The 4,929-nt window shown below is 62.6% G+C and carries 5 protein-coding genes; 4 read left to right on the top strand and 1 reads right to left on the bottom strand.

Annotated elements, in window-relative coordinates; translation table 11 throughout:
- Nucleotides 1–310, top strand: a 310-nt coding sequence (locus tag AC1DT3_RS11970) for a phosphoribosyltransferase (protein WP_477465476.1), incomplete at its 5' end; no start/stop codon positions are given.
- Between the two features lie 4 nt (nucleotides 311–314).
- On the opposite strand, the gene AC1DT3_RS11965 is transcribed toward AC1DT3_RS11970, so the two are convergent.
- Nucleotides 315–821, bottom strand: a complete 507-nt coding sequence (locus AC1DT3_RS11965) for a TspO/MBR family protein (RefSeq protein ID WP_477465475.1) — start codon at nucleotides 819–821, stop codon at nucleotides 315–317.
- 70 nt (nucleotides 822–891) lie between these two features.
- Between AC1DT3_RS11965 and AC1DT3_RS11960 the strand changes: the two genes are divergently transcribed.
- The 3 genes from AC1DT3_RS11960 to AC1DT3_RS11950 all read left to right on the top strand — a co-directional run bounded on the left by AC1DT3_RS11960 (nucleotide 892) and on the right by AC1DT3_RS11950 (nucleotide 4,740).
- On the top strand, nucleotides 892–2,037 hold the full coding sequence (locus tag AC1DT3_RS11960) for a trans-sulfuration enzyme family protein (RefSeq protein WP_477465474.1): 1,146 nt from the start codon (nucleotides 892–894) through the stop codon (nucleotides 2,035–2,037).
- Between the two features lie 276 nt (nucleotides 2,038–2,313).
- Entirely contained in the window at nucleotides 2,314–2,664 is a 351-nt protein-coding gene (locus tag AC1DT3_RS11955) for a hypothetical protein (RefSeq protein WP_477465473.1), read from the top strand.
- Nucleotides 2,665–2,793: 129 nt separating this feature from the next.
- Nucleotides 2,794–4,740: a bifunctional 2',3'-cyclic-nucleotide 2'-phosphodiesterase/3'-nucleotidase gene (locus AC1DT3_RS11950; protein WP_477465472.1), complete on the top strand. Its 1,947-nt coding sequence runs from the start codon at nucleotides 2,794–2,796 to the stop codon at nucleotides 4,738–4,740.
- Nucleotides 4,741–4,929: the final 189 nt, after the last annotated feature.

The following is a 4,929-nucleotide window of genomic DNA, read 5'->3' as shown; positions in this document are numbered from 1 at the left end:
GGAGAGCGACGTGCGCGGTCGCGATATCCTGCTCGTCGACGACATCCTCGAGTCCGGACGCACGGTCGCCTTCGCCAAGGACCTTCTGATGGCTCGCGGCGCGAAAAGGGTTTTGACGACGGTCCTGCTTGAAAAGCCGCATAAGCGCGCTGTCACCATCGACGCGGATTTCGTCGGCTTCACGTGCCCCGATGTGTTCGTGGTCGGATACGGCATGGACGTCGCCCATTCTTACCGCCAGTTGCCCTATGTGGGCGTTCTCGACCACCTGGACACCAATCCCGACTTGTTCGAAGGCGAGAAGACCTGACGGCTCAATTGAGCTGCCAGATCGCTCCGTTGAGCGCCGTCGCAAAGCAGATCCAGGCCAGATAAGGCAACAGCAGCGCCCCTGCGACCCGATCGAGCGGCCAGAACAGCCGGATCGTGACGATGACGGCGACAACCAGCGCGACGATCACCATCAGTCCCGCAATTGGGCTATGGGCGGCGAAAAAAGCCCACGACCACAGCCCGTTCAGCGCAAGTTGCACAAAAAAGGCCGTGATGGCCGCGGTTCGCCCGGGCGTTTCGCGGGGCAGGGAAAGAATCCGCCAGAGCGCGTAGGCCATCAGCACATAGAGAAGTGTCCAGGCCGGCCCGAACAGCCAGTTCGGCGGCGTGAAGCTCGGCTTGACGAGGCCTGCATACCAGGTCGGAATGTTCGGCATCGTCGCCAGGTTGCCGAGAAACGCCACCAGGGCCACGGGTACGGCCGCGATCAGGAAACGCGCGAACGGTCCCGGCGAAGTGTCTCTCATCGACGAGTGCATGGTAGGCATGGCGGCATAAATCCCATTATGGATGAGCTTCGGATTCGTCTGCAAACCCGCCTTAGCGTCGGAGGTTCCCATGGCAGGAAGAACTTGGTCCAAACGTACTCTGGCGGCGCAAGCCCTCGGCCATGTCGATCCGGTCACCAAAGCCGTGGTGCTGCCGATCCATGTCTCGACGACGTATATCCGCGACGAGGACAACTCCTATTCCTCGGGCTACGTCTATGGTCGTCCCGACAACGCGACCATCCGCGAGGCGGAGGCCGTCCTTGCGATGCTGGAGGAAGCCGAGGCCGGAGCCCTGCTGTTTTCCTCCGGCATGGCCGCCGCCACGGCGGTTTTCCAGGCGCTCGACCCGGGCGATCACGTGGTCGCGTCCAAGGTCATGTACTGGGCGCTGCGCAACTGGCTGATGACCGAAGCTCTGCGCTGGGGACTGAAGGTCGATTTCGTCGAGACCGACGATAGCGACGCGCTCGCCAAGGCCGTCGTGCCGGGTCGCACCAAGTTGGTGTGGATCGAGACTCCTTCGAATCCCTTGTGGACGATCACGGATATTGCCGCCGCCGGCGACATCGCGCACCGCGCCGGTGCTCGTCTCGCTGTTGATTCGACCACGGCGTCGCCGTTTCACACGAGGCCGCTCGCGCTTGGCGCCGATATCGTCATGCACGCGGCGACGAAGATCCTGAACGGCCATTCCGACGTGGTCGCCGGCGCCTTGGCAGGCGCCAAGGCCGACGATTTCTGGAACCGTGTCACCTCGATCCGTAAGATGCAGGGCGCCATCCTGGGGCCGTTCGAGGCCTATCTCCTGATGCGCGGATTGCGGACCTTTCCGTTGCGCGCGGCGGCGCAAGCCAAGAGCGCAATGGCGCTGGCGGAGCGTCTGACCTCGCATCCGCGGGTCGCCAGGGTCCTCTATCCCGGCCTGCCGCAGCATCCCGGTCACGACATCGCCGCCCGCCAAATGGAAAACGGCTTCGGCTACATGATGTCGATCCAGGTCACGGCCGGCGAGGCCGGGGCGATCGAGACGGCGGCGCGGGTAAAACTGTGGAAGCGTGCGACGTCGCTCGGCGGCGTCGAGAGCCTGATCGAGCACCGGGCGTCGATCGAKGGTCCGGGCACGCCATGCCCGCCCGATCTGCTGCGCCTATCCACCGGTATAGAAGATCCGGACGACCTCTTTCAGGATCTGGATGCGGCGCTCGGAGGGTAGGGGGCGGTCGCGCGGGAAGGCCACGCTTGTTGGCCCTGGTCCTCGCCCCATGATACCTCTTGATTAGAATCGGGCGCACCCGGTTCGGGGTCTAGTAAACCTCTCCTGTAGCGGTCGGCATCGACCGTAACGATGCCTCCCTCGCTCTATGGCCGGGGAGGTGTTGGCGAATGTCCAGGGTGAAAGCCTAAAGGCCAATGCGGCCGTCCTTCGGCGGTCTTACTACTCCCCGACCACCAGCAGCGCTGGTGGTCRCCTCACCTTGGGGAGTTAGACATGGACCAGCCGTACAGCATCGTCGCCGATGCGTTGTCCAAGTTTCAATCAGCATCCGAGCCGATCCAGGCACTCATGGTCGTCATGACGGCGCTGACGATTTTCGGGGTCACGTGGGTCCTGATGCGCGGGATCGTCGAGATCTGCCGGCTGTCGCGACATGCGGCGCTTCACGACGCGCGGGATGTCCGTCCGGTCGTACAGTGGATGGATGCCCGCTCGGCGGAAACGCCACTCATTCTCCCCCTCGCCGAGCGCGATGTCATCACCGGGCTTGTCCCGGTGACCCCGATTTGTAAGGCGCAGGGTTCATCCGATCGAGGTGGCCGGGACGAGCCGGCCGTGACATGAATGAGGGATCGGACATCCGAACAAACATGTCCGCGCCGCACAACGTTCTTAGGCGGCTATTATTGATCTTGTCACAAAAGTCGTGTTCCTTCGACGACAGCGAACGCTGTTTCATCAGGGGAACAAAAAATGTCAGCGACTTCCATGACCCGCCGCCGCGCGCTCCAGACGGGCGTTGCCGCGGCTGCCGTAGCGGGCCTTCCGACTTTCGCCTTTGCTGCCGATCCGGTGGTCAAGCTGCGCATCCTGGAAACGACCGACATCCACGCCAACGTTTTCCCTTATGATTACTACCGTGACGGCGCTGACGACACAGTTGGCCTGGCGCGCACGGCGAATCTCGTCAAGGCGGCCCGGGGTGAGGCCAAGAACAGCCTGCTGTTCGACAACGGAGACCTGATCCAGGGCTCGCCGCTCGGCGATTTCGTGGCTTATCGGCGCGGCATGAAGGAGGGCGAAACGCATCCCATGGTCGCCGCGATGAACGCGCTCTCCTATGATTGCGGGACGCTCGGCAATCACGAGTTCAATTACGGTCTCGATTTCCTGCAGAATTCACTCGGCACGGCGAAATTCCCCATCGTTTGCGCCAACGTCACGAAGTCTGACGGCAAGTCGCTGCGACAGCCCTGGCTGATCCTCGACCGCGAATTCGTCGACGAGTCGGGCGCGAAGCAAAAGATCAAGGTCGGCGTGATCGGCTTCGTACCGCCGCAGATCGTGCAATGGGACAAGGCCAATCTCGACGGCAAGGCGACGACCATCGACATTGTGGACGCGGCCCAGAAGCACGTGCCGGACTTGAAGAAGGCAGGCGCGGACATCGTCGTGGCGCTTTGCCATTCCGGCATCGCCGGYGGCGACCGCAAGGGCGGCGAAGAGAATGCGGCTCTGCATCTCGCCAAGGTCGACGGCATCGACGTCATTCTGACGGGTCACCAGCATTTCGTGTTCCCGGGCGGGAAGGAATTCAACGGCATTCCCGGTGTCGACGTGCAGAAGGGAACGCTACACGGCAAGCCGGCGGTGATGGCCGGATTCTGGGGCAGCCATCTCGGGCTGATCGATCTCGAATTGGTGAAGGCCGGCGACGCCTGGAAGGTGCTGGCGTTCAAGACCGAAGCGCGTCCGATCTATGATCGCGTCGACCGCAAGATCGTGCCGAAGGCCGAGTCCGAAGCGCTGGTTCTCGCCGCCGCGCAGGCCGACCACGATGCGACCCTGAAATATGTACGCGAGCCCGTTGGTCAGACGTCCGTTCCGATCCACTCGTATTATTCGCTCGTCGCCGATGACGCGTCTGTGAAGATCGTCGCCGAAGCGCAGGCCTGGTACGTGGCCGATCTTCTCAAGACCACGCCTTACAAGGACCTCCCGCTTCTCTCCGCGGCGGCGCCCTTCAAGGCCGGCGGACGCGGCGGCCCGAACTACTTCACCGAGATCAAGCCGGGTCCGCTGGCGATCAAGGACATGGCCGATATCTACATCTATCCCAACACCGTGCGCGCGGTGAAGGTGACGGGTGCGCAGGTGCGCGAATGGCTCGAACGTTCGGCGGGAATCTACAACCAGATCGACCCCGCAAAGACCGAAGAGCAGGACCTGATCAACACCAAGTTCCCGGCCTACAATTTCGATGTGATCGCGGGCGTGCAGTACAAGATCGATCCGACCCAGGCCTCGCGCTACGACAATGACGGCAAGCTCGTCGCCAAGGACGCGCATCGCATCAAGGATCTGACTTACAACGGCAAGCCGGTCGCCGATGATCAGGTCTTCGTCGTCGCGACGAACAACTATCGCGCGGGCGGCGGTGGCAACTTCCCGGGCGCCGATGGCAACACGATCGTGTTCGAAGCGCCGGATCTGACGCGCGATGCCATCATGCGCTTCATCATCGAACGCAAGACCGTCGCTCCCAAGGCCGACGGATCGTGGTCGCTTGCGATTCCCTCGAACGTCAACGCGTTCTTCCTGACCGGTCCGAACGCCGCGTCCTACCAGCCGGCGGGAATCAAGGTCGAAAAGGTCGGCGATGCTCCGGAAGGCTTCGTAAAATACCGCGTCGTCGGCTGAGCGGCGCCAAACGATGAACGGGTCGGCCGGGCAAAGTCCCGGCCGTTTTCGTTTCGAGGTTCTCGTTAGGGCAACGTGATCGGCTCGGCGAATTGCGCCTTCTCGTCCCGCAGTCGGTGGCGCTTCGCCATCAGAATGGTGCCGTTCAATTCACCGCCGAACAGAAAGATCGCGCCGAGCGTGTAGAGA

Source organism: Microvirga sp. P4_G7 (genome assembly GCF_056401005.1).
Note: the sequence above shows the minus strand (reverse complement) of the source record. Positions and strands in the feature narration are given on the sequence as shown.